Annotated in this window: 25 protein-coding genes and 1 pseudogene; 15 read left to right on the plus strand and 11 right to left on the minus strand. The window is 45.7% G+C overall.

Annotated features, from left to right (window positions below):
• Positions 1–3 precede the first annotated feature (3 nt).
• On the plus strand, positions 4–1,083 hold the full coding sequence (locus JCM12259_RS17200) for a hypothetical protein (RefSeq protein WP_036888581.1): 1,080 nt from the start codon (positions 4–6) through the stop codon (positions 1,081–1,083).
• A gap of 35 nt (positions 1,084–1,118) precedes the next feature.
• Positions 1,119–2,234 carry a hypothetical protein gene (locus JCM12259_RS17205; RefSeq protein ID WP_234396556.1) on the plus strand — a complete coding sequence of 372 codons (1,116 nt, stop codon included), beginning with the start codon at positions 1,119–1,121 and terminating at the stop codon, positions 2,232–2,234.
• 140 nt (positions 2,235–2,374) lie between these two features.
• On the opposite strand, the gene JCM12259_RS05285 is transcribed toward JCM12259_RS17205, so the two are convergent.
• From JCM12259_RS05285 to JCM12259_RS05320, 9 genes are all read right to left on the minus strand, one after another.
• Complete coding sequence (locus tag JCM12259_RS05285) at positions 2,375–2,824, minus strand: hypothetical protein (protein WP_025065675.1); 450 nt, start codon at positions 2,822–2,824, stop codon at positions 2,375–2,377.
• A 64-nt stretch (positions 2,825–2,888) separates the two neighbouring features.
• Complete coding sequence (locus tag JCM12259_RS16915; protein ID WP_004345356.1) at positions 2,889–3,038, minus strand: hypothetical protein; 150 nt, start codon at positions 3,036–3,038, stop codon at positions 2,889–2,891.
• A 43-nt stretch (positions 3,039–3,081) separates the two neighbouring features.
• Positions 3,082–3,327 carry a hypothetical protein gene (locus JCM12259_RS05295; protein WP_025065676.1) on the minus strand — a complete coding sequence of 82 codons (246 nt, stop codon included), beginning with the start codon at positions 3,325–3,327 and terminating at the stop codon, positions 3,082–3,084.
• A gap of 22 nt (positions 3,328–3,349) precedes the next feature.
• Complete coding sequence (locus JCM12259_RS05300) at positions 3,350–3,709, minus strand: helix-turn-helix domain-containing protein (protein WP_025065677.1); 360 nt, start codon at positions 3,707–3,709, stop codon at positions 3,350–3,352.
• Positions 3,706–4,017, minus strand: coding sequence for a type II toxin-antitoxin system HigB family toxin (locus JCM12259_RS05305; RefSeq protein ID WP_025065678.1), 312 nt, complete (start codon positions 4,015–4,017; stop codon positions 3,706–3,708). Before JCM12259_RS05305 ends, JCM12259_RS05300 begins: the two co-directional genes overlap by 4 nt.
• Before the next feature lie 142 nt (positions 4,018–4,159).
• A complete protein-coding gene (locus JCM12259_RS17515; RefSeq protein WP_262499171.1) occupies positions 4,160–4,510 on the minus strand; it encodes a DUF4942 domain-containing protein in 351 nt (116 codons plus the stop codon).
• Entirely contained in the window at positions 4,477–5,592 is a 1,116-nt protein-coding gene (locus tag JCM12259_RS17520; protein WP_262499172.1) for a class I SAM-dependent methyltransferase, read from the minus strand. The genes JCM12259_RS17515 and JCM12259_RS17520 overlap by 34 nt, the downstream gene beginning before the upstream one ends.
• 16 nt (positions 5,593–5,608) lie before the next feature.
• Entirely contained in the window at positions 5,609–6,073 is a 465-nt protein-coding gene (locus JCM12259_RS13975; RefSeq protein WP_036888582.1) for a MutS N-terminal domain-containing protein, read from the minus strand.
• An 18-nt stretch (positions 6,074–6,091) separates the two neighbouring features.
• The gene (locus JCM12259_RS05320; RefSeq protein WP_004345345.1) at positions 6,092–6,328 is read right to left on the minus strand and encodes a hypothetical protein; all 237 of its coding nucleotides are present in this window, start codon (positions 6,326–6,328) and stop codon (positions 6,092–6,094) included.
• A gap of 747 nt (positions 6,329–7,075) precedes the next feature.
• On the opposite strand from JCM12259_RS05320, the gene JCM12259_RS05330 reads away from it, so the two are divergent.
• The 6 genes from JCM12259_RS05330 to JCM12259_RS17225 all read left to right on the plus strand — a co-directional run bounded on the left by JCM12259_RS05330 (position 7,076) and on the right by JCM12259_RS17225 (position 16,237).
• A complete protein-coding gene (locus JCM12259_RS05330) occupies positions 7,076–11,521 on the plus strand; it encodes a zincin-like metallopeptidase domain-containing protein (protein ID WP_025065680.1) in 4,446 nt (1,481 codons plus the stop codon).
• Between the two features lie 43 nt (positions 11,522–11,564).
• Positions 11,565–13,019, plus strand: a complete 1,455-nt coding sequence (locus JCM12259_RS05335; RefSeq protein ID WP_007411850.1) for a glucosaminidase domain-containing protein — start codon at positions 11,565–11,567, stop codon at positions 13,017–13,019.
• A gap of 29 nt (positions 13,020–13,048) precedes the next feature.
• Positions 13,049–13,660, plus strand: coding sequence for a hypothetical protein (locus JCM12259_RS05340; RefSeq protein WP_004377499.1), 612 nt, complete (start codon positions 13,049–13,051; stop codon positions 13,658–13,660).
• 105 nt (positions 13,661–13,765) lie between these two features.
• Entirely contained in the window at positions 13,766–14,674 is a 909-nt protein-coding gene (locus JCM12259_RS17215) for a hypothetical protein (RefSeq protein ID WP_234396557.1), read from the plus strand.
• 13 nt (positions 14,675–14,687) lie between these two features.
• Positions 14,688–15,248 carry a hypothetical protein gene (locus JCM12259_RS17220; protein WP_234396558.1) on the plus strand — a complete coding sequence of 187 codons (561 nt, stop codon included), beginning with the start codon at positions 14,688–14,690 and terminating at the stop codon, positions 15,246–15,248.
• 83 nt (positions 15,249–15,331) lie between these two features.
• On the plus strand, positions 15,332–16,237 hold the full coding sequence (locus JCM12259_RS17225; protein ID WP_234396559.1) for an ArdC-like ssDNA-binding domain-containing protein: 906 nt from the start codon (positions 15,332–15,334) through the stop codon (positions 16,235–16,237).
• A gap of 146 nt (positions 16,238–16,383) precedes the next feature.
• Here JCM12259_RS17225 and JCM12259_RS05350 read toward each other — a convergent pair whose 3' ends face one another.
• Positions 16,384–16,986, minus strand: coding sequence for a hypothetical protein (locus JCM12259_RS05350; protein ID WP_021590339.1), 603 nt, complete (start codon positions 16,984–16,986; stop codon positions 16,384–16,386).
• A 17-nt stretch (positions 16,987–17,003) separates the two neighbouring features.
• Positions 17,004–17,765, minus strand: coding sequence for a DUF4099 domain-containing protein (locus JCM12259_RS05355; RefSeq protein ID WP_021590365.1), 762 nt, complete (start codon positions 17,763–17,765; stop codon positions 17,004–17,006).
• Positions 17,766–17,979: 214 nt separating this feature from the next.
• On the opposite strand from JCM12259_RS05355, the gene JCM12259_RS05360 reads away from it, so the two are divergent.
• From JCM12259_RS05360 to JCM12259_RS05385, 7 genes and pseudogenes are all read left to right on the plus strand, one after another.
• Positions 17,980–18,993, plus strand: a complete 1,014-nt coding sequence (locus JCM12259_RS05360) for a glucosaminidase domain-containing protein (protein WP_025065681.1) — start codon at positions 17,980–17,982, stop codon at positions 18,991–18,993.
• A 57-nt stretch (positions 18,994–19,050) separates the two neighbouring features.
• Positions 19,051–19,542 carry a hypothetical protein gene (locus JCM12259_RS17230; protein ID WP_234396560.1) on the plus strand — a complete coding sequence of 164 codons (492 nt, stop codon included), beginning with the start codon at positions 19,051–19,053 and terminating at the stop codon, positions 19,540–19,542.
• Positions 19,491–20,240 (plus strand): OmpA family protein, encoded by a 750-nt coding sequence (locus tag JCM12259_RS17235; RefSeq protein ID WP_234396561.1) that lies wholly within the window; start codon positions 19,491–19,493, stop codon positions 20,238–20,240. The genes JCM12259_RS17230 and JCM12259_RS17235 overlap by 52 nt, the downstream gene beginning before the upstream one ends.
• Positions 20,241–20,262: 22 nt before the next feature.
• Positions 20,263–22,809 carry a hypothetical protein gene (locus JCM12259_RS05370; protein ID WP_025065682.1) on the plus strand — a complete coding sequence of 849 codons (2,547 nt, stop codon included), beginning with the start codon at positions 20,263–20,265 and terminating at the stop codon, positions 22,807–22,809.
• 20 nt (positions 22,810–22,829) lie between these two features.
• Positions 22,830–23,326 (plus strand): annotated as a pseudogene (locus JCM12259_RS16110) (PH domain-containing protein).
• Complete coding sequence (locus JCM12259_RS05380; RefSeq protein WP_025065684.1) at positions 23,304–24,047, plus strand: hypothetical protein; 744 nt, start codon at positions 23,304–23,306, stop codon at positions 24,045–24,047. Before JCM12259_RS16110 ends, JCM12259_RS05380 begins: the two are co-directional and overlap by 23 nt.
• Positions 24,044–24,763, plus strand: coding sequence for a hypothetical protein (locus JCM12259_RS05385; protein ID WP_004345326.1), 720 nt, complete (start codon positions 24,044–24,046; stop codon positions 24,761–24,763). Before JCM12259_RS05380 ends, JCM12259_RS05385 begins: the two co-directional genes overlap by 4 nt.
• Position 24,764 lies beyond the last annotated feature (1 nt).

A 24,764-nucleotide genomic window follows, 5' to 3' on the forward strand; every position in this document is an offset into this window, starting at 1 on the left:
CACATGGCACGTAATAATCAACATTTCGGAGAGTTGGAGTATTGTTTTAACCAATACTTCAGCAAGTATTGTGCTCCTGTCATCGCCAAGGATTACAGATATTATCACCGTAAGCAGACAGAAGAGTTCTATAAGGCCTACAATGAAATGCCGGCTAATATCGGTGCCGGATCCGTCATGCAAGGAATGATACGTGTACAGACTGCAAATGTGAACGCATCGTCTTCAGGGAAATGGAACAAAAAAAATCTCGACGATTTTATTGGTGGGGTCGTAAACAAGATTGTTGCCGGCAAGAACTTCCAAAAGGACTGGGGGCATTTGATAGACAGGTATCGGGAATCTCTTATCGCCAAGTTAGGAACAAAAGGCTACATAAGAGTTGAGGAGGAGTTGGAAAAGGTGGAAAAACGGAAATTCGTCGATCCCGCAGTCCACTATGGACAGATTCGTTTTATGGAGCTGCTCAAAGAGCATTTGGCCAGAACCGATATGCCCAAGTCCTCTTTGGAATATATCCTGAAAGAGGGTGCCAACAGTTCTATTATGATGACATTGGCCGGTAGGTTCATGCGTGGTCGCGACCTCTCACCTGCAGAAGAAGAGAATCGTGAGCTGGGCAATAAACTCTATAAGCCGTCAAAAGTGGAGAAAGCCGGGGCTTTTGCCTTTGGAGCTGTTATAGACGCACCGGCATTGGATGTTGTCGGTTCTGTAGCTGCCGTACCATTGAAAGCTGCTGCCAAGGGAGCAGCCGGATATGCCCTGAAGGGAGGTGCGGTAAAATTCGGAGGTTGGCTGGAAGAAAAGGCCGCTTATAAAGTAGCTACTAAAGCTTCCTATGTAAAAGGATTGATTTCAGGTGCAGCTGTCGATGCCGGATTCAACTATTGGGCTTCTTCCAAAATCAGCCTTGATGCAGCCAAGAAGCAGTACAGCAAAGCGGTTTTCGGCAATGAGGATACATTGGGGAAATACCAAAAGGGTGCATTGGGATATAGGAAGAGCGGTACCGAATACATTTCCAATGTAAATGATGGCTTGGGTAAAAAAATCAAGGTTGCCCCGATACGCCTCATGTGAGTGATTCCGTCACTCATAAAGATTCTGGTCAGTTATTGACAGCGACAAATGGCAATTCAAGAAAGCTCTTGAAAACCATTACCACAGCGTTAAGCCATCAGGCTCTGCCTTACGATAGCCGCGCACCCATCCCCGCTTGGATGCTAAACAAGACAGCCAAACAATGCCGTGCTTTTGCCACCTCGTTTTTTTCCATTGCCAAGCAGATGTCGACACAAGGTTTGCCGGTTTGGAATCTGAATGGCAGAAATATGACACTTGCACAAGTCTCACAGCGTGCCGGCGATTATGCAAGGGCTGCTGTTCAGATAGACAAGATAAATGCCGAGAAACAAGTGGCAAGAGCTGCGGTATATAGCCGGAATCACCAGGATTCGAGACAAGAGAAAAGAGATCATTATGACACTGGGGCATATAACGCTGTCAGTCAATCTGCCTCGCAGCCTGTTGTTTCAAGTGCAGTGTCCTCTTCAGAACCATTAAACACCCAACATTATCAAGACATGGCCATGGGGACGCAACAAATAAAAAATCCAATGTCAGAGACTTCTCCTTATTCCAATATGCTCCAGACATCAGGATGGGGTAAATATTTGGATAATGCAGGGTTGAATGGATTTAGTGATGTGACAAAGAACCTTGGCTATGTCTTTGCAATGCTTCCTGATATGCTTATCAGTATGTTTACAGGAAAATCTTCCTCGTTCACCATAGGGAACAACATACTACCTTTAGCAGCAGTTGCCGCTGGAATGTTCAGCCATAATCCACTGTTAAAGCTCATGCTGATGGGTTTTGGAGGTGTCAATCTCTTGAACAATGCCGGCCACGAAGCCTTAGGCCTATCCACTCCTAAAGCCACTCCAAGAAACTACAAGCAATATGCCGACGAACCTCTCAATCCAAGATTAAATAATGTTTTTATGAAAGGCCGTTCTTTGATTGCAGATATAGACAATCGACCTGTTGTCATTAACATTTCTGACACGGCTGTCGACGCATATGAGAAAAAAGCCATACCTTTAAACACGTTAGCAAATGCCGTATTAAGGAAGTATGACGAGAACAGATCCGTGGCTTCAAACACTTATGACAAGAGTTTGGCAGCATTAGAGAGTCAGGAACAACAGCGTAGTTATGGATTGAAATAGATTTTGTTTACAATATTACTTGTTAGCGGCCCCTGCTGGCGTAGTTAGTTGCGTCGGTGGGGGCTTTATTTATGCACAAAAAAGATTGGGTCGGAGTTCTACTTCACAACCATATAATAGCAGCTTACAAGTGGAGTAGCTTATTTATAATCTACTTTTAAAGTCTGTTCACTTAGATTTAGTTGAACTTTTGGAGCTACTTCTTCATAGGTTGTGTTTGCTTTTACAAGTTTCTCCAATTCTTCGAAAGAGGTTTTTCGCCTAACAATCCAATTTCCTATACCCGCAGCGGTTCTTGGCTCAAGCAATTCCCATCCTTGTACCTCTAAATATGCCAGCCCTTCCATCATATTTCTGACAACAACATATTTACCTTCGCTATTTTTTAAGATACTTGGGCGTTGCTGACCGTTTTCTCCTGGTGATATTAAAATAACGAAGCATGGTTCTCCCGTAGCTTTATTTGCCCATCTCACCTCAATCGAAGCATAAATATAGTAATTTTGTAAAACCTTAGAGTTTGTCTGTGCCCCACTTGACATTGTCCAGCACATCATCATCATTATAAGAAATAATTTCAGCTTCTTCATCGTGTTGTATATAAAAAGTTATGAGTACGCCGATTAAAGCGTACCCACTGGTTAATGATTCTCGTTAAAACAATTTCTTGTGATTGTCGTGTGACCATCCCATAGCATCCTTGTAGTTGCTATTCTTCTTTCCGCCTTTTCGACGGGTGTCACCACCCACAATAGCTTTCAATCCTGCTCCCAATATCAGAGCCGATGCTACTAATTCTAACATAGTATGTTTCCTTTCTTTTTATTTGAGTTTCACTTATTTTTGTCTATACTTTAAGTCCTTCTGACCGTTCCGTCTCCAATTCCAATTTCGCCTCCGGGTTTAACGCCAACAGCATTTGTATTCTGTCTTGCAGTCTCCCGATGGTTTTTCGGATATCAACCACATTGTCTTCAGGTATTTCTTTGAGTTCACGGATAATCTCCATGTATGAGTTTATCTGTCCCATCGTATATGTGACGGACAATGTGTTCTCAATATGTTCTCTGTCAACTTCAATTTCAAATGCCATAATCGTTCTTCCGTTTTATTGGTTATAAACTTAGCATTGCTTCAGGCATGATGTCGAGCACCCTGCAAATCTCTCCTGCCGTGGCCAAAGTCGGTTCGCTCTTTCCCTGGGTGAAGTCGCTTATCCTGCTGGTGCTTAGTCCTACGGCCTGGGACAGTTCTTTTTGTGTCATTCCCTTAGCTTTCAGCCCTTGCTTTATGACTTCTGCAAGCGTGAGTTTCTCTATTGGGTGATGCTTTTTCTCATATTCTTCCACAAAAGTACTCATGATAGACAGCTCCATACTCTCCGGTGATGTCGGCAGCGTCGTGTCAGTGACAACCTCCAACAGTTCCTCCACCCGTCTTTGGGCATACTTATATTGAGCCTCTGATATTTTCATATAGTTCTTTTTACATCCCTCTCATCAAGAAGTGTCTCCCGGTCAGAAGCGGATTCCACAAACCGCACATACACACACCCTGTATCGAAATATATCGAGGCGGCTACCTTGTATTTTCCTTCGCCAATGCTGAAGACATATAAGCCTTTCTCTCTTACAGTATCACCGAAGTCTACCAGTATTTGGGCAAAACTCCTGTAATCCCTGTTCCTTATGGTGTAGTACCACTGTTGCAAAGGTATCTTTGCTTGTTCATATTGTGGTAGTCCATAGAAGTCCTTAATCTTCTTTTGTGAGATAATTCTCATTAATGACCTGTCTTTATCTGTTACAAAGATATGAAGATGTTCCTAAACTACAAAATAAAAGAACAATAAAATACCGCAAGACAGAATTTTTTATATTCAGGGAGATTGCAGGTTGCCCTTGCAACCTCCCTAATACTCATGTTTATGCAGATTTCTTCTTTGGAAGCACCCATCCCCGCTGTTTGGCCACTTCACGGTTGAACTTCATCCACACCTCTTCATCTTTAAACTCAAAGTGCATTGTTCCTTTCTTAAAGCCTTTACACTTGAAGAACCCCCACTCGAAAGTCTTTCCCCATTCCAAGTTGTTATCTCGTACAAAACGGTCAAGGCTTCCGATGCAGTCGTAGTTCCTACCCGTAATGAAGCAGAGAGCCTTACAAACGTCCTCCATTCTGTTTGCCATTCCTCCATATCCAAGATCGAGATAGTCTCTCGGCCATTTGGGGTCATAGGAAGTCATGTATGGAACGATAAACTTACGGTTGACCATATAGTTTGCGTTTGTCTTCCATTTCTCCCCGGCAGTGAATTCTCGTCAGAGAAAGAGCAAATCAGGTCGAATGCTTCGAGTAACGCTGTGTTCATCCGCTGCCCCGTCGTCTGGATTACCATGTTCAGCACCTGATAAATGTTGTGCATGGTAAAGGGGACGTATGTCTGCTGCTCCACGAACTTGTTTATCTGTTCCCGTAATTTCTGCGTGGCATACTTTTCCATATTCAGCTTTCCGAATATCCGCCTCCAATAATACTTCTGCAACTCTTTTTTGTATTGCTGCCGGCTGATACGGACAACGCTATTGGAAGCATCTACCACGGCAAACCTTACTGGGAGATACCCGTCACTCTTTCCACCGAAACATGCCACGGAGTTGATTTTCTCCGCTGCAGCCATCGTCTCGTCGAAAAGCCTTACAGCTGAAATATAGCGGTTTACCATGTCACGCACCACATTATATTGTACCAGCCCTTCCGTCTCGTTAGCATCGAGCGAGTCCTTTTCGTTGGAAAACATATAACCGTTAAACTCGTCTTGCCCCTCACCCTCTTTATACAGCTTTATCAAGCTGACATGTACATCCGTCCTGCGCTCCGCGTCGTCAAACACTCTGCCCAAGAACTCCTTGCACCCATAAAGCTCAATCGTCTCTATCAATTTCTCTTTGGTGGCGTTCCGTTCCCAGCCTTGATTTACGCTTTCGCTGTTACACAAGGCAATGATGGTGCATCCTGCCGGAGCAATCTCAAACGCATGAAGGATATGTTTTGCTCCTTCTGAAAAGGGAGGGTTCATTACGATATAGTCCACATGACTAATTTGTTCTGAAGAAACGGTCAGGAAGTCATCCGCTATAATATCGCACTTGCCATTTAAAAGTTTTTTGATGTTAGTGTCCTTTTCGCAAGCAATCACCTTTCCGGCTCCGTTCTTTTTGAGCCAGTCAACAATGTTGCCTTTCCCTGCTGATGGTTCAAGGATCGTCTTGCCGACAAAATCCTCACTCATCATCATCGTGTTTATAACCTCGTCGGGAGTCGGGTAGAAGTCTGCGTTATTTGTAAAAATGTTCATCTTGTCTTATTTTAAATTATTCGTTTATCAATTCTCCATTCTCGCCAATCCAAAGCATTGCCCCCTCACCGTTCCAGTAGAAGTCGAACGCCCTGTTCAGAGGGTTGTATATACCCTCGACAATAGTTCCCTCTTTAAGACCCTTGATTTCTGCCAGATACCACTTGCCGGCTTCGGTAAGAACTTTCACCCTTGCTTTTGTTTTGTACCTCACAAGATCTTTGGTGTCATATACAGCAACCTTATAACCATCACGAACCAATCTTGGCAAATAGGCGTCAAGACAATGATGTGGAAATTCCACAATATTAACAGGGGTTTCTGCAATGTCCGACCGGGAGTGCATGTCCGTTCCAAGGCACTTGTTTCCGGCAACGGCATCCTTTTCAAACAGGAAGTAACAATCTCCATCCCCAATCAGCAGTAAATGTTCAGGATGTTTTGCTTTTATCTCCTTATAAAGTTCAAATATCTTTTTCATACTTTTTATTATTTTGAATTAAACGGTAAAATCATTCACGAACTGGCGTTCAATCATGACTTCAAAGTCCCTATTGTTGCATGAAGTCTGTCTCCACTGGCTAAGCTGTTTCGCATCTTCTTCGGTTAATGAAAGGAAATCTACCATCTTACGGATAGTTTCTTCCAAATTCTCACCAATGTAAACAAGTTTTCTTGTCTCGACAGAGTGCCAGGCATCTGTCTGATAAACCAAATAAATAAGCTTCTTTTCCATTTTCTAATTGTTTTATGAAGTTAAAATTTTATTCTGGGCATCCCGATTCTCAACCTTTTTATAGTTTTTTCGTTTCTTCGACCCGAACTTTTTTTTTATCATTCCGGTGTAACCGTCATCTCGAACCTTTTATGTGCAAGGTAAGCTCGCAGGTATTAAGGGAACCTAAGGCAAAGAATTGGCCGGTAAAAGTTTTCAGGAAACCGCAATCTTTGATTTCGGAGGGTCATGAAAAGTTTTCCGCCAATAGGACTTGTTCCGGTGTTTGCCGTGTTCCCTGCCTGCGATACCTTTGCAAAATAAAAGTCGATGGATGACCGCAAGCGGACGAAAAGTGAGGTCGAAATCAGAAACGGAAATGGGAAGATAGATAAAATTAAATGTAAAATAAGCACCGCAGGTAAATCAGAAGATGTGTCTTCAATACGTATAGCCATATTGCTTTATAACTGCCAATACATATATACGGCTATACATATATACGTATTGCCGCATGGCTGACTCAAAGAACAGCCTTTTATTCTCGCCTTGCTACTATATGATTAGTTATAGAAGGACCAACAAAAGAGAGTCAGGTAGGGCAGATTTCTTGGTTTACACAAAAAAACAAGAGCCATTTTTAACACAAAAACCGCCACGATGCCGAAAAAAGGTTCTGAAAACGTTAATATAAGAGTTTCTTTTTTTTGAGGATGCTTTTTTGACATTAAGTCGCTTATTTTGTAACAATCAATAATCATAAAAATTATGGCCGAGACTGAATACAAGCATCGCAACTCTTCCGCTGGAAGAAAGAATAAGTCAGATGAAATTCTGAAGAAGTTCGCAGACATGATGGTTAAGATCATCAAGAAAGCCAATGCCAACAACTGGAAGAAAGGTTGGATGGGTGTCAACGGTTCCATTCAGGGACTACCGCAGAATATCAGCGGTCGGACGTATTCCGGTGGCAATTCTTTTTTTCTTATGTTCAATACGGCAGAGAAAGGATACAAGACACCCGTCTATATGACCTTTAAGCAAGCCAAGGAGCAGAATCTCCATGTCAAGTCAGGTGAGAAATCCGTTCCCGTCTTCAAGTGGGGCTTATCCATCAAAGATGAAAACGGCAAGAGGGTGTCAGAGGAAGACTATAACGCCATGTCCCAGGAAGAGCGTGCCACGATGGACGTTCGTCCTTTCCCTAAAATGTTTCATGTCTTCAACATCGACCAGACCAACCTTGAAGAGGTCAATAAAAAGAGGTATGATGCCATTGTAGCACGTTTCCAAACACCCGAACAAGAGGTCAAAGACACCGAGGGGATGTATGTCAACGAAGCCCTTGACCGTATGTTCGAGCAAAAGGCGTGGCATGCCAATATACAATATGACAAACCTGCCGACCAGGCCTTTTACCGCCCATCGACGGATACCATTGTTCTTCCAATGAAAGAACAGTTCAAACTTGGACAGACTCCCGAAGAGATCTATCACGACGGCATGGAGTATTATTCCACGGCCTTGCACGAGATGGCCCACTCGACAGGACACGAGAGCCGGCTTGACAGGAAATTCGGTGCCCAAGGGACAGACAACTACGCCCATGAGGAACTGATCGCAGAAATGACTTCCGCCCTTGTCGGCAGCACCATGGGCTTTGACAGAAAAATATTGGAGAACAACGCCAATTATCTAAGTGGATGGTTAAGCAGACTTAGGGACAAGCCCGAGACCATTACAACCATCATGACTGACGTAGGCAAAGCCTCGGATATGATTATAGAAAAAGTTGACGAACAGCGGATCGCCTTGAACCAGACTCCCCTCAAAGCCGGCAATTTGGAGGGGCTTGATGAAGAACTTTCGGAAACAAAGACAAGGGGTAAGACCCTATATGACCTTACGGAGCAGTGGAGTAGTATCAATGCACAATATCCGTTTTCTGTTGATGATGAAAGAACAAGACAGATAGCAAAGCGTATAAGGCAGGCGGAGCAGGTCATTACGGCTTATAATGCCAACGTAGCCGCCGCATATGGCGATGAGTTTCTGTTCTCCGAGAAAGCGAAGACTACCATCATTCCGCATGCCGTGTATTCAGGCCGCGAACTTCTGGCAAGGGAAGTCCAAGGGGAACTTATCACGGCAACCGTAGCAGAACATCGTAAGATCCCCGTATGGGAAGCCTATGAAAAAGAGAAAATCAAAGACGGGGACTTTACTTACCCTGATACCGCCAATGAATATGGCAAACTTCTAAAAGACGGACTGGGAGAGGTTTTAGACAGGGTTACAGAAGCTCGTTTTGTAGAGGATGAAAACGGCTTTTCCGGCCTTACGGCCAAAATAGATGGTAAGGAACTCCAAATAGCACCAAGAGCATTGCCAGAGGAACTTGTAAATTGGCTGATAAACACTCCAACCGAGCAGCAGAAGACAAGGTACAATGGTTATGTCAAGGTTATACACAGTGGCGAACCCGTGAATATAGCCGCAGCTTATACCTATTCTGACCTGATTCCGCAAAAAGTAGCCTTGCAAGCAGAGAAGAAAGACATTTCGATTGAAAAACAATCCTCTATTTCTATGACAGAAGAAGTCCGAGGGGAGGAAGATGAAACGGAAAACGTCTCTCTGTCCGAAGACAGTAACCCACAAACCGATTTAGCCGGTGTAGCTGAACATATTATGGAAACGAACCATGTATCCAAGGGTGTAGCCGAAAAGATGGCCGCCCCGATCGTCGAAGAACAACAAACCGCCGTAAATGAAAAGAGGCAGAAGGCAGCACAAGCCAAGCAAGAGGCTGTCAAGAAAGCCGATGAAGCCCGTAAGGCAGAGGATGAGCGTCGCCGTGAAGTCGAGGAACAGAGACGGCGTGAGGAAGAGAATAGAAAAAACGACAAGGATGGTGGTCAAGCGTCCAAGATATTCCTGCATGCCGCCTTGCTGCTTGGAGCCTTGGAACTGGCAAAGGGCAACAAAGGCGTGTGGATGAATAAGGCTGGCAAGAGCAACGCAGAGTTTCTTTGGGCAAAGACACCAATTACTCCGTATAACAATCTGATGATGAACCTTCTGTCCGATCAGAAGGGCTACCGTTCCAATGTTTATGCCTATTTCGACGAGCTGAAGGATGCGGGCGATTCTGTCAGAAGTAATGAGAAGGCACTCCCTTTCAATTGGACGCGTTGGGATTACCAGAATATTGCTACTAAAGAGGTTATCACCAAGGGTGAATATCAGAAACTTCCCGAGGAAGAGAAGTCGCTCTATGTCAAGCACCATAGCCGTCAGACCCAGCAGATTTTCAATATTGACCAGACTTCTATGACCGGCAAACAGATGTACGGTGATTTGCTGAAAGAGACCGGTGCCAAGTATGAGGAACTCTCCGAACGGGGCGTGACAAGTATGATAAAGTTCTCCGAAAAGCTGAAATCAAACCATCCAACGGCCATTGTCGTTGCGCGTGACGATAACCAGTATCATATTTACGGTAATGATGCCACCAGAGCAGCTAAGATATTAGGCTTACCGGTAGGGCAAACAGAGGTCGATGGCCAAAAAATCAAGTCCACGGGTTTTCCTCTTGACAGAATCGACGACTTCCTGCCAAAGCTCGTTCAAGCCAAGCAGTGGGTTGTCGTTGCCGATAACCTCGACAGTGCAGAACTCATAAGAAGAGTAGCCAACGAAAAGGACGTGTTGAACAAGGCTTATTCAACCGCCCAGACCGTAGCCAAGTCCGCAGGAATAGGTTATGAACGCGTCATGGTGCTGCAAGATGCAGAATACGACAAGCAAGCCGACAAGATCATTGTCAGCGGCATGACGGATATAGATAGCGGCAACAGCCGGCAGGCCGCCATTGCGAAAGCCAATGACATTTACCGTGCCATTGTAGCAGCCACAGGCAGCGAGCAGCGTTTAGACCGCCTGGGGCGCAACAATCTCCTCCCCTGCGACGATGCGAAATACGAGAGATTTGTTCAAGACCTATCTGCCGGAATCCTGATGGCACGTCAGGGGCTTCCTGCAAGCCTTTCGAAAGAAAGCATGCAACATATCGACTATTGGCAACGCGAGATCAAGGAAAATCCCAAATTGCTTGGACTGTTGGAGAAAGATGTCAACAATGCCGTCGAGTCCATCGATAAGCACATGCAGAAGCAGATTGTCAAGTACGAAGATATTCGTAAGGACTTGCCCCTGAAAGACTTGGCCGTCAGTGAGAGACAATATCAGATTTCCACCGATTTGGCTAAGCTCCCGGATATAGATTCAAAAGAAATCGTCATTGTCAGAGATACGGCAAAAGGTTCAGCCGATGTCATTCTTCCTGAAGGGGCTTCTCTTGAAGACAACGTAGAGATCTCGGGCATTCGCAAAGATCGTATCAAGATAGCATTAGGACACGAGGGCATCACCGATGTCAAGTTCTATAATGCCGGTGGTGCTTTAGGACTAAAAGAGCCTGACGACTACTATAAGGATAAGACCGTTTCCGTAGACCGGTTGAGACAATATGAGTTCAGTCAGCATAGAGATATAGATGTGAAACCGCAGATCGCGGCAGCAGCCTTGCCCAAGATTGAGATTTTCACGCCTATCCGTGACGAGAAGGGACAGTATGCCTTTTTCTTCAAGGCAGAGAACGAGCCATCGTTCTCCGTCTATCCCAATGACACCCACAAGAAGCTGTACTTCGATGTCAGGGGAACGGACAAGCAGAAGGAGATACACAATGCCCTTGCACAGAAATACTACTCCGTTGCCAAGCAGCATCCTGAAATCAAGGTAGATCTTATCATGCCCAAAGTTTCTAATGTAGACATGAGCAAGATAGAGCGTCCGACCATTACGAAAGACAGGGAAGACCCCAGCAAGAAATATGTCATGGCCACCATTGACGGTAAGTTCATGAAGAAAGAAATCACCAAGTCGCAGTGGGACAAGATGTGGTTGGCAGATGACATGTCTGCCTACAAGAAAGCTGTTGCCGCTGTTGTCTTTGCTCCTTTACTCAAAGAAGACGTGCAGAAGGAGCAATCCACAAGTATGGCAGCACGGTCAACTTCGACAGAAACCGTTAAAAAGGAACAGGGTGCAGAAGAGAAAACTGCAGAAGGAACTTCAGATTCGATTTCTGAAACGGCTACCGAAAAGGAGGCGGAGACCACCCGGAGAGAAAGTACCTTTCGCAGATAAGGAATAATGCAGTAATCATCAGACATGACACATTACCAGAAACATGGCCATATCCACCTCTGATTTCATCAACAGATATGCTCCTCATGCCATGGAGCAGCAGATTAAGTACGGCATTCCCGCTTCTGTCATTCTCGCCCAGATGGCTATCGAGAGTTCATGGGGCACTTCTGCCCTCGCCCGGAACGATAACAATTTCTTCGGTATCAAAAAGGGTTCATCGTGGACAGGCCGGGTGAGTTACTATGACGATGACCAAGCGCATGAAGCCTTTCGTTCCTACGACAACGTGGGGCAAAGTCTTAGCGATCACTCTGCCACCTTACTCCAACCCCGCTATCTGCATCGTTGTCCTACGGACAGTACAGATCACTTGGGTTGGATAAAAGGGATCAAGGCCGGTGGTTACGCCACGGCAAGCAATTATGTAGACAGCGTAGAAAGTCTTATCCGTAAATACGAATTAGACAAATTCGACCGTCTCGCCGTACAGAATGCACAGCAGCAAGGTTTGCAGATAGGTTACATGAGAGGCCGTCAGCCCGACACCCCGCAAGCCATCCCTGCCGGTATTCTCCTCACGCCTCTCCAAGGGCGTTGGTGCATGCCCATCAACCTGGAGGGTTTGAAGGTAACGGGAGTGTATGGAGAGAACCGCCCCGGACATCATCATAGCGGCATAGACCTTAGCACTGGCGGCAAGTATCTTCCCGTTTATGGAACAGAAGATAACGGCAGGGTCATCGCCGCCAAGCCCAACAATGGTGCTGCCGGTAACATGATTACCGTGGAATACAGCCGTTCTGACGGCAGCCGTCTTCAGTGTACCTATATGCACCTTAGTGAGATTGGGGTTAAGGTCGGTGATGCCGTCAATGCAGGGATGCAACTGGGCTATTCCGGTAATACAGGACGCTCGACCGGGCCACACCTCCATTTTGAGACCAAGTTCTATAATGCCCAGGGAACACTCCAGAGTTATGATCCGGCAGAATACATTGCCGAGCTCTCGTTCCGTGGAAATCTCCCGGCAGTGTTGAATAAAGGCGGACAGAACTTAGCGGCACGCTATTCCTCTCAAATGGCATACAACAATGCTCCGGCCACCGGTATCGAAGGGCAGCCTATGGATACCCAAACACAAATGTTGCTTGCCAATATCACTAAATCAGACGATCCTAACAGATGGTTGGAATATCTGATGAACAAGAATGGCGATAGTGCAGGGCTGTCCGGTGGAAATCCTGTCTCCAATCTTATCTCAACCCTTTTCATGAGCATTCTGACGCTTGCCCAAGATTTGAAACAGGGAGACGAAGACATGGGCGAGTCCCAAACCTCCAAAGAGGCAAAAGAAAACAAAGAGACAAAAGAAGCTGCCACCCTTAGAAGGGACAGGGAAAGTATCAATGTCAAACGGCTTGCCCAGACAGCCTCTTTGAATTTCGATTCCGAACTTCCCGAAGAACAGCAGACAAACGCCATCCGGCGAACTTAGACAAACAATTCACCAAAATAACGAGTAATATGATTAAATGCAATGTCACAGCATGCGGAATCATCAGCAATTCTGCAGTAGAGAAACAGAGTAAGGACGGAAAGTCCTTCATTTCTTTCAGTATCACCATCCCCATTGCCGGCAGCGATGGTTCCGGCGCGGAGCTCCAAGTCTTCGTTTCCGCTCCCGGCAATAAGGAAACTGCCGAGCGGTATTCCACCGGGCGTAGGGTGAGAATGAACGGTACGCTCTATATCAGACGGATAGACGACCGTACGTATTACAATCTCCGCACCGATGAAGGAATAGAGATCGTCAAGTCCACCGAAGCAGATTCGCTCACAGGGTCTATCGATTTCAAAGGTAAGATAAAAGGGGAGATTACGGAACGTACCAACAAAAATGGGCACAAGTTCCAGACCTTTTCCGGCGTGTCGCAAGACAAGGATGGAGAAAAGAAAGGCTGGGTTTGGGTTCGCTTCCTTTCTCCGACTTCGATTCAGCAGGAATTCTTCAAGCCCGAGGCCTATGTTGAAATAAAAGGAGAGTTGCAGTTCCATATCTATCAAGGCAATGTCAACATCGAGTGCCGTACCAGCAGTATCGAGCCCTGGGAGTTGACTGCCACACAGAAAGAATAGTTGCCATAATATTGAAGTTTACATGAACACCGGCATTATAGAGCGTTGATTATTCAAGTCTTTATAGGCCGGTGATTTTATTCCGTACAAAAACCTAACAAGTATATGAGTGAAAATGACAATCCAGCAGGAATCTTCGGCAACCGTCTGTTAGGCGGCTGGAGTAAGATATTTGGCAAAAAGCACGATAACGATAAAGGTGAAAAACAAGGACATGACCATGATAAATTAAAATTAAAGCCATTCCCGCCCAACCATTTCTTCTCCCAGGAAGAGCTGTGTTTCCTTGCAAAGAATCAAGAGCAGTGTAGCCGTCTTCAGAGTTGGGCTTTGCAAATGAGCTTATGGGCACGATCCAAGTCCAACGAGCAGGACAGGAACAACCCGCAGTTTTTCCCGGCCGTTCAATGGCAGGACGGTTTGATGAGCACATGGATAGACTCGGAGGCAACGCCTGACAGCATAGACCAACAGGCTGACCGTCTTTACCAATTACAGCTGGATGGCTATAAAATGGATGCCGCTTTTGTAAGAATGGTAGAGGCAAGAGCTTGTAGAAGTTTAGTGGGCAACCTCTTTGTGGATGAGAGACAGAATGAGACCGCTGCACGAAAAGGCGGTAAGCACTTTATATGGATTAAAGCCGTTGTTGACAAGTCTGGTGAGGACTTGGCTTTGTCCATATATCATTACAACAAGATCAGCCACCATCATGAATCAGAAGAAACAGTTTCATACAAACAGTTCAAGCCGCTTCTTGAAAACAAGGAGATGACAGCCCTTGGCGGTGAGGGGCAGCGCAAATGGAACGATGAAGCCACCGCAAGAGACATGGCGGAGGAAAAGTTTACAGAGTTAGTCTGTCTGATGAGACGGAGCAATATCTGTCAGGGGATGTTCCCTGCCCACAGTTCCATCTCTATACGCCAAGAGGATGGAAAAGACTATGTCCCCATGGCATGGGCTATCAGGGGATGGGATAAAGATAGACTTCGATCCCCAAGTATCCATTAGTAAAAGTTCACTTTTGATTACCTCCAATGATTCCTACCGGTTTGTCGACGTGTTGGACTATATAGATAAAACGATAAGTGAGCAGGATGCCAGTCAGGAACTGCTGACCTTTGTCAGGATATTCGGCAAAGACTTTTGTGGAGACAAAGTGCTCTCTTCCGGAAAGTATCCTCTTTGCCGGATAAACGGCATAGAGATAGACCGTGTAACGGCAAAGGCTTCGGACACAATAGTCGCCTTCAACAATGATACTTTGGAAACCGTGACGCTTTCTTCAGAAGACAGGATAACCCTGTTAAAAGCAGTCATACGCCGTTCGGATGAACTACTGACAGGATTGAAGTCCGACCTTCAGAGAACAACGGACGAAAAAGTCCAGGAAATATTGCAGGACAGGCTAAATAACATCCATCAAGGGCTGTCAGCTTATAATACTTGCGACAATTACCATACTTTGGATGAGTTATGGCAGCATATCACCTCAATTTTCAGGGTGAAGCAAAGCACGGAGACGGCAACGGTCGTCCCTGCATCAGCAGTCAAAGTTATAGAGCTCCGCAATCCACCGAAGTAAGGGATAAAGAGCCCTTAGTCCACAATCAAAATGAAGTTCAAAGCGTTCAAGAACCTATTGCTAAAAGTGATGACGGCATCAAAATGCCCAAGCAAGTTGACGAAGCCCCGTCAATTGAACCTAAGAAAAGTCAGATGCCGGAAGGCTATATCCGGATTGAACCATCTTCCAAAGGCAGGTGGCACACAGCAGAAATGCTCCGTAGGGAAGCCTATCGTGTTTATGGAAAGCTGTTAAGTGCAAAACTTAAAAAGCAGCTTGATAATGACAACAACCCTTGGGTTTCAAAACAGATGTTGACACCAAGAGATATCAAAGGCACTGTTTATACCGGGCCGAATGCCATCATGCTTGCGTTATGGACAGAACAGCAGGGGTTTGAGCTTCCTTTCTTCATTACTGAAGAGGAGCTAAGAGCGAACGAACTCGGTATTCTTCAAGATGCCAAGAGCCTCTTTATCCTCCATAAGAACGGAACGTCAAGGGTGTACAACATTGCACAGACCACCTTTCCCGTTACCCAAAGGCGTTCCTATGAGTCTCTCAAACTGAATATGATAGCAACAGAGCGCAAGAAGACTTCAGGGTATCAGTTCCTCGACGCTGACGGCTTTTGTAAAACAGCGTTGAAGTTTGATGGTGTCCCCGGCCTTTCTATCTATGATTATGCCGAGAAGGTCATCCATATAGCCCCGAAGAGCAATTTTGAAACCGAGGACGACTATTACCGTGACTTGGCCGTGGCCATGGTGGAAAGCACCCGTGAAGTTGATTTCGATACGCTCCGTCTGGACACCTATCTCTTTGAGAATCTCGTCTCTCATCTGGGTAGTGGTATTATCAGCCAGAGTTGCCGTTTTAATGCCACCAATCCCGAATATTCCCGGATATGGAGAGAGAGGTTAGAGAACAATCCTGAATACACCAAGAGAATCTTGGAACAATCAGACGCAGCTTCAGGCCAAGTCCTTCAATCGGCATTGACATAGGACTATCAATAATCAGTCCCGGTTCATGTTTAATTATGGCAAATTCGCCATAATTAAAATTGGGATGATTAAATGAAAAAGGCGGCCTGCATCCCTGCAAACCGCCTTCTGACATTATTTAATTAAAGTTTATCGTCTTGTTTTATTCATTCTTTCTCCGCTATTTCAACAGCTTGAAGGATTGTCCGTTTGATGACATCATGTTCGAGTCTTATGGGATGTACATGACCACCATCAGCAATGGCACCATCAATGAAATAACGGATATTCCACCATTTCTTGACATTATTTTTAGTAATCTTAAGAGCCCGAGCACAAGCCTTTTTAGATTCGAGAGGATTTTGATACCGCCATAATGTTATTTTTACTGCGTTCTCGGATGTTTTTAAAGAATCAAGTTTACCTTTATCCTTTCTCCACTCTTGGAACAGTTCCACTGAAGAGAGATTGCTTTCCTTGTTTTGGTTACTACCATTGGTCATATCAGCATTTTCCAACGCCTCGTTGGAAACCTCGTTGATTTTATCCCACACTTCTTGTGGCCAGTCGTTATCATCAGGCTCATCACCATAGCGAAGCTCATTGATGAACTGTTCCGCTCCGTCTTCATCACCTTCATCGAAGCCCAGTACCTGGCACCACTCCTTATAGTCGTCTACCATTTCCTGGCCGTGCATTGTGATACACTGCAGATTTGTTATTTCCTCTCGGTCGAGTTTACCAATCAAATCTTTTACTACTTTTGCCATATTGTAAAACTTTAAGATTATCTGTGTATACCTCTGCTTCTCTGCTCCGCTTTCTGCGAGTTCTCATCTCCTAAGTGGTAGAACTCCTTTTGCATTTCTTCTGTATAGTCCTCTTCAGGAACATAGTTCTTGAAAGAGTTGTCCGATTCCTTGACCCAACATCCGTAGATGCCGAAATTATATGTAGGCAACTCACGGGAAGCAATACTGTCATATTCCTCCCTGTCACCACTTACCACCTTGATGCCACCGTCAGCGAGGAAATCCAGCCCGAAAGTGAACCGTCCTTCCTGCTTGTCTATTGAAATTACATTGCCGGTACACATCTGTGCCACTTGTTCATTGGAAAGTTCCATCTCGTTTTGAAGTGAAGCCAGATTATCCTCCATTAGAGAAACGGGAATATAGAAAACCCTGTTTGTCTTGTCGTCAAGCTGTACGAAACACTGTTCCTTACCCGGCATTTTGGTTATGATGATTTTCCCGCTTCGCAGCGTGTTCTGTTCCTCTGGCGTGAAGTCCTCCAAATCAGCCATTTCGCTTCTCGGGGCAATCAGGATGTCAACAGTACCACTTCTTCTTTCAAGTTTAAGACGGGCCTGAATTGTTCTCTGTATGCCGTCACCCAAATCCACGCTGACGGGTAAAATAGGAGTCCAATGTCCCTCCAATAGTTTTTTCATCACCATTTCAGGCAGGTCATCCACCATTTCTTGAGACAGCCCGATACTTGCAAATTTCTCGTATGGTATCTCATTCTCATCAAAAGTTGTTCTCATAATTTTCCTGTTTATTGTTTTTGCAAAGATAGTTTCTTACTTGAAAAGTCCGTTCTCCAAAAAAATAAACCTTTTATATTAACATTTTTCAAAACGTTTTTGGGCGGTTTTACGGTGTTTTTCGTTTTTGAAATGTTAATATAAGACTTCCTTTTTTTTCGAGCCCACTATTAAAACGGTTTATTTTATTTTTGTAATCATAAAATACGAGTAGATGGTTATACATTTTAGACATATCTTCATGGCTGTTTTGAGTCTGTTCAGTCTCTTTTGTCATGCACAAAAGAATACCCCCGATGCCAGTCATCAGGATTACTGGATAGACAAATACCTTAGTGTCAGTTTCCCCTTACAACGTGTCGAGATCAATTCTGCGTTCGGTATTCGTAAAGATCCATTCACCGGCAAGGAAAAAGAACACTGTGGCTTGGATTTGAAAGCTCATTATGAGAAAGTCCTTGCCATGTTTGACGGTTACATCGCAAATATAGGCTATGACTCCGGATCCGGCAATTACATCATCATGCGTCATGGTGATTACACCATCAGCTATTGTCATCTTTCTCAAATTTGGGTAAAGAAAGGAGAGAGAATCTATGCGGGAGACCCCGTTGGCGTCAGCGGTTCTTCCGGTCGCTCGACGGGGCCACACCTTCATGTCACCAGTCGGTTAAGGGGACGGCTCGAAGACCCCTATAATCTTCTTACTTACATAAGAGACGTAAAGTTGCAATGTATTACTGCTCTCCATGTCAGCGAGGAGACTCTTCTTTCTCCTGACGCATTTTTCAAGAAATATGCCCATGCCGCCATGAGACAACAGCAGAAATACGGCATCCCCGCTTCCGTCATCCTTGCTCAAATGGCACTTGAAAGCCGTTGGGGAAACAGCAGTTTGGCCCAGGCAGGATTCAATTACTTCGGCATCAAGGCCAACAGGAACTGGCTGGACAGCGGACTTCCATACAGTGTCCATGACGATGATCGCCCTAATGAAAAATTCTGCAATTTTTCCTCTCCGGAAGCCAGCATGGAATATCATTCAAGACTGTTGATGAGCGATCGCTATAAGCAGTGTTGGAAATACAGTTCCACGGATTTTCACAATTGGCTCGTTTCCATCAAGTCTGCCGGATATGCCACGGCAAGGGACTATGTACAGAAATGCGAGCGCATCATCATGAAGCACAAGCTCTATCTCTACGATGTAGCCGCCGAACGGCTATAATACTATATAAATGTGTATAAACAAAGAAAAAGCATAATGAAAAAAATCTTCTTTTTATTGTCAGCCCTTACATTCATAGGGCATGGTATCCACGCACAGGTCGTGTACGGTAATGATGAACAATTCTATGTGAACTCCCTGCACGAGATTTCGGCAAGCTCTGCAAGTCATCCGACAGGCCTGCCAAGTCCGATAGACGGTCAGGCGAAGTATAAGCTGTCAGGATTGGGCGATAACTGGTTTGTCTCCGCGCAGGGCGGTTTTATCTCTTTCTTGGGAGATCCCGTCTCACACACGGACTTTAACGGTAGAACCAAGGTGGGGGTGGAACTTTCCATAGGGAAATGGCACTCGCCGTATTTTGGGACACGACTGGCCTATCAAGGCTTTAAGTTTGTCGATTCCCAACGTGCCCCCCAGTCCTTCGGCAGCTATCATACAGACCTACTTCTTAACGTGTCTTCCTTCTTCCGACCTTCTTTTGAGAAGCCGGCGAAATGGAACATAAGCCCTATATGGGAGCTGGAATTATCCGGCATAATCAGTTGAAGAAAAATTCCTTTGCCTTTTCCTACGGCATCTTGGGAACTTGCAGCCTAAGTGAGCGTATCAGCATCTCTGCCTCTTTTGGTGGAACGACAACCCGTCGGGATTTTGACGGATATGGAGAGAAAGGCCGTTTAGGAGACAACCTCCTTTCGGGAAGTATCGGTTTGTCCATCGGGATTGGACATTTAGGCTGGAAAGTCAAAAAACACAAGTTGGTGTCGGCGAATGAAGATGTATTGCAGAATCCGACAATAACCGATCTGACCACCTATCCGCGCAATAATTACAGTGGCCTTAAATCGCTTCAGGAAAGACTTGCCAACAAGAATACGGAGAGTGTTTCCGGGAATGACGATGAGAACATTGCGCAGTTTGACGCTCCAATCCTGTTCTTCTTCAAGCGTAATACCACGGAGCTTGTCGACAAACAGCAGTTGGTCAACATTCAGGAGATTGCAGCTGCCGTCAAGGAGTATAACTTGGAAGTACGTATCGTAGGTTCCGCAGACAGCAAGACAGGAACACCCAAGCATAACAGGAAACTTTCCATCAAACGCTGCCGCTATATTGCCAAGCTGCTGATAAATGCCGGTGTACCGAAATCGAAGATGACCGGAGCGACCAGAGGCGGTATCAATCTCTATAAACCTTATACGGCCAACCGCCACACCTGCGTGATCCTGTATAAGCAGAAGTAAGAAGAATTTAAAACAGAATGATATGGCCATTTTAAGAAAGAATACCAACTATGGTGTAACGGACATCTCACCGCGCCTGCAGGACACCCTCAATGCCAACGGCATGCAGGCTCATATCACCATGACACAGACCGGTGATTATGAACTTGTCACCTTGTCCCATAATTCATCCGAACCCAGACGTTATTCTCTCGACCAACAACAGGTTGAGAACCTGATGAACGGAGGTACATCCGCATGGGACAAGAAGGCCTACAACACCTTTGTCGGCATCGTTAAGGAAGATTATTATATCCCTGGCTCATTTGTCGCAGCCCGCAATGCCAACAGTCCTGTCAACATGGGACTTGACGGGCACAGGCTTGCCCCGGGAGAATATGGATACAGAGAACCGCGTTTCTTTTACCCTTTTGAAGGGCCGAGATACGGGCGCTTTGACAGCATCATAGACGGATTGATGGGACTTGCCCATGGTGGGCGCATCAGGCGCATAGACGGAAGACCATTCTATGCCAGCAGCGCACCTGTCGTTATAGACCGTCCTGACGGGCGTTTGCGTCCCGGAGAGATGAAGACAGGTGCCTATGGGTTCTATGATAAGGGTATGAAGCAGAAACAGGACGTTCTTCAGTCCATGAGTATCAGCGAACAGCAGCTTCCCAAGGTGGAACGTCCGAAAGGACAGTCCGTTCCCCTTAATTCCATCAGTTCACCGGTTTATATGTCGGCAGAGAAATTTCAGCAGGTACTGTCTTCGCACGGTATTGTCATAGATGAAAAGAAAAATCTGCTGACCATCAAGTCTGCGTCCGTTCCTACCAACCTTGAATACAAGCTGAACCCTGACGAGACGAAGAAACTCATGAACGAAAAATTCAAGTACAGCGACAAAAGGGGTGTACACAACAAGGATGGCGTATCTGTCAATGAACGGCTTGCCATCCTGAATGCCGTCATAGGGAAAGACTTTACCGATAAGATAACCGTAGAGATGCTTAACAGCAAGGACTATGTAGACATTAAGCTAAAACCTGAAGTGGAAAAAGAGCTGGGACTTCATCAGGAAGCAGCCAATCAATATATGGCATCCAAACTTGACATTATAGACATGAAAGACATGCGCGAGGACTATCGGAGCGGTTTCTTAGATCGCTGGAACTCTATCGGTGTCGTTGACGGACGTGGCCTTAATCCAAACAAAGGTTTCTATCTTCCGGTAAAAGACGGACGTGCAGTCTCTGTCGGTGAGATCCAGGTGTCACCTGTCAATGACGGCAAGGGGGCGACTACGTTTCGCATGACTGCCGTAATCAACAATCAGTTGATGTCACATGACATCTCCAAGGAGGACTATATCAAGTTCATCAACTATAATGACGAGTACCGCCTGAAGCTGTTCGACAAGGTTTTTGATGAAGTCAAGATAAAGGACGCGTCCAACGGTGTCTTGGAAGATCCCGTGCGTTCTGGCAGGATTGAGGATGCAGACGGTGTTGCCGTATTGAACGGTCATTACAACCTTGTTAATGACAACGTTTCCGCTGCAATTACAGGAGCGATGGCCTACAAGGATCAGATCTCCGGCAATTATATATTGAATATGCGGGAGAGCAAGGATATTGGTATGTGGTCATATAAGATTACCGAAAAGCAGTATCTTGCTTTCAAGAATGCAGATGATGACGGCAAGGCAAAGCTGCTTTCCACCATCATTCCCATAACCGATGAAAACAAGCAGCCTTTGTCTGTTGTCAAAGAAATCCGGCTGCCCCTCTCCACCGCAGAGAGACGCGTGTCTTCTTATTCGGAGAATATAGATATGAAGGACGCATTGCAAAGCGGTGCCGGAAGACCATACAATGAGCGTATGGCAGATGCGTTGAACAAGACGATCTTTAAGGATACGGAACATATCAAGGCCACAGCCCTGTCAGGGACAGATATAAAAGCCGTCACCCAAGGCGAAGCGAAATTGGTGGCAGATGGAAAAGCTCAACCCACTTTGGCTGAATTACGAGAAAACGTAAAGATTGCCCTTAAAGGAGAAGCCGGCGTAAACGGACAATCATTGGAGAACTTGAAGCCCAACAAAGAATGGGTCAGAAGCGGCGGCCATGGCAGGGCAACCGAAGTCGGAGATATTGCCGTGGAACGCTTGCGTGACGCAGAAGGCAAGGTCATAGAAGGAAAGTACAAGATGACCGCCGTCATAGACGGTAATGTCTTTTCCCATGAGATCACCCAAAAAGATTTCGACAAGTTCCGCGCCATCAACGACACCCAGCGCATGAAGCTCTTCGATAAGATATTCCCCGAAGTGGAGATGAAGACAAAAGCGGGCCACGGCTTCAACTTGGGAGCTGCTATCCTTGCTGCCGTCTCCGTGGGAATGGATGTTGTCGGTTCTGTCATGGCAGAGCCACGTCCCCGCCCTGAACTCTATGCAAGCCGAAATGTCTTCTCCAAGCCCGGTGTAGCCTCTCCCGAAGCGGTCTCTGCTGCCCTTTACGAGTCAGAGAGTGAACATCTAAGAAGAGGGCCATCGGAAGGCAGGGGAATGGGCATTTAATCATCAATAACGTCCGCAACATGTTCAATCATGAATTTATGCCCTTCCAAACGGTGACCATCCGTCCCCATTGGGGGCAGTTCTGCATCAATGAACTGCCGGTAATCTTGCTGTGCCTGGCAAGTTATTGGATAAGCAGCTTTATGGAGTTTCGTTTCCATGAGCTTTTGATATGGCCGGCATTGTTTCTTACTTTCTACCTGTTTTTTCAAGTGGTCTATATGGCAAGGATCGAATATGTCCTGACAGGGGAGCAGCTAATCACCCTTCACGGTGTGCTCTCCCACTCAACGGACTATATCGAGCTTTACCGTGTCGTCGACTACCGGCAGCACCAGTCGTTGCCCCAGCAGCTCTTCGGTCTGAAGACCATAACCATCTATTCCGGAGACAGGAACAATCCCCAGCTGGATATGATAGGCATCAAGGCAAGGTGGATATTGTCAGCGAGATACGCAAACGTGTGGAGTTTAACAAGAAAAGGAAAGGTATTTATGAGATTACAAACAGGCCTTAGGTGCATTTTCTTATTGACTGTTCTCGTTACTGGAGTCATGACTGTGTCAGCACAAGGTGCATCTCAATCCAACCCGCTTGAATATGCGGCTATTGCTTCTGGAGAAACACTTATTGACAATCAGATAAAGAAGCAGTCAAAAGCCATGACGGCCCTTGCTGTGGAGCAGGGAGCCATGACGGTGGCCAATACCAAGATGAAACAGTGGGAACAAAAATACAATTCCTATTTGAAGACAGCTTCCGGATATGCTTCCGCCATAAAAGCTGCCACCTCCCTTTATGCCGACGGGATGCAGACGCTCACGGCACTATGGGAAGTCCATACGGCATGTAGAATCAATCCCCAAGGAATTGCTGCTTCCCTGTCGATGAACAATCTCTATTTGGAGACGGTGACAGAGTTTATCCGTACTTACAGGGCATTGAAGAATGTAATTGCCAAGGGAGGGGAAGGCAATATGCTCAACGGTGCGGAGAGGACGCAGATGCTGTGGAATCTGACAAACAATTTAGAACGGTTGAACAGAAAACTCCGGCTGTTGTCAGTGAGTGTCACAATGCACTCCTTAGATGATGTGTGGAACAGGGCCATCACGGGTAAGATTAACAAGAGCAACAAGGTGCTGGCCAAGGAATCGTCCAAGCGGATGTGCAGGGCAATCAGCAATGTTGCCAAGTTTTATAAATACAGACAGACACATAAACCATGGGGACAATGAACAGCATCAGGCGGGCAGCCATCAGCGTCATTTTAGGATTTTCCCTTTCCATAAGCCTGTTTGCACAGAATGGGCCGGATGGTGTCAGGGCCGGGATGTTTGCCACTTATGCCAAACAGGCAAAGAAAGCCTTAAAGGCGCAAGATGTTTTGTTGGCAGGAAACCTTACAGGACACAAATATTTGAAAGAGGAAGTGGCAGCGACAACGAACTTCCAACGTCAGTTCAACGATTACCTTAACAGCTTTGATGACATACTGACCGTGGCAGCCGACATATACGGCATTTACATGGAAGTGGATGAAGCAATGAAAAACGTGAAAGTTGTCAAGGGTATTGTCGTGCGGCAACCGGCTAATGTCCTGGCGGTTGCTCTCTCACAGTCAAAGAACAACATCTATACTGACATTATCGAGAACGGTCTGAAACTCGCAGCAGACATCGAGCAGATTCTGCCGCTGAAAAAAGATCAGGACAAGAATGCCAAGATGACCCAATATGAACGGCTCAAAGTTATGGACAACATCCGCCTGAACTTGCGTACGCTCAACAGGAAGCTCCGTAATCTAAGCCGTTTGATACATTACACAACAATCATGGATTCATGGTATGACCTGAAAGGAACCGGAAAGGAATACCAGCCTCGCAAGATGGGATCTATAACAAAAGATTGCCTGAAGACTTGGATGAAACATGCCAAAGGCGTTAAATACTAAA

This window comes from Hoylesella enoeca JCM 12259 (genome assembly GCF_000613405.1).
Lineage (GTDB): Bacteria > Bacteroidota > Bacteroidia > Bacteroidales > Bacteroidaceae > Prevotella > Prevotella enoeca.